The 278-nt window shown below is 61.2% G+C and carries 1 protein-coding gene; it reads right to left on the bottom strand.

Annotation, left to right across the window (positions count from 1 at the left end):
* Window positions 1–278: cbb3-type cytochrome c oxidase subunit I (locus R2R70_RS19895; RefSeq protein ID WP_410978883.1), on the bottom strand; the 278-nt coding region annotated here is incomplete at both ends.

Raw genomic sequence — 278 nt, 5'->3', positions numbered from 1 at the left:
AACACCGGCATCTTCATCAGGCTCATGCCCGGCGCGCGCATCTTGATGATCGTGACGAAGAAGTTGATCGCCGGGATCAGCGTGCCGACGCCCGAGAGCTGCAACGCCCAGATGTAATAGTCGACCCCGACGCCTGGACTGTATTGCAACTCAGACAGCGGCGGATACGCGAGCCAGCCCACCTGCGCGAACTCGCCGATCACGAGCGACAGGTTCATGAGTATCGCGGCGATCGCCGTCATCCAGAACGACAGCGAGTTCAGGAACGGGAACGCCAC

Source organism: Cobetia sp. SIMBA_158, assembly GCF_046566945.1.
Taxonomy (GTDB): Bacteria; Pseudomonadota; Gammaproteobacteria; order Pseudomonadales; family Halomonadaceae; genus Cobetia; species Cobetia amphilecti.
Note: the sequence above shows the minus strand (reverse complement) of the source record. Positions and strands in the feature narration are given on the sequence as shown.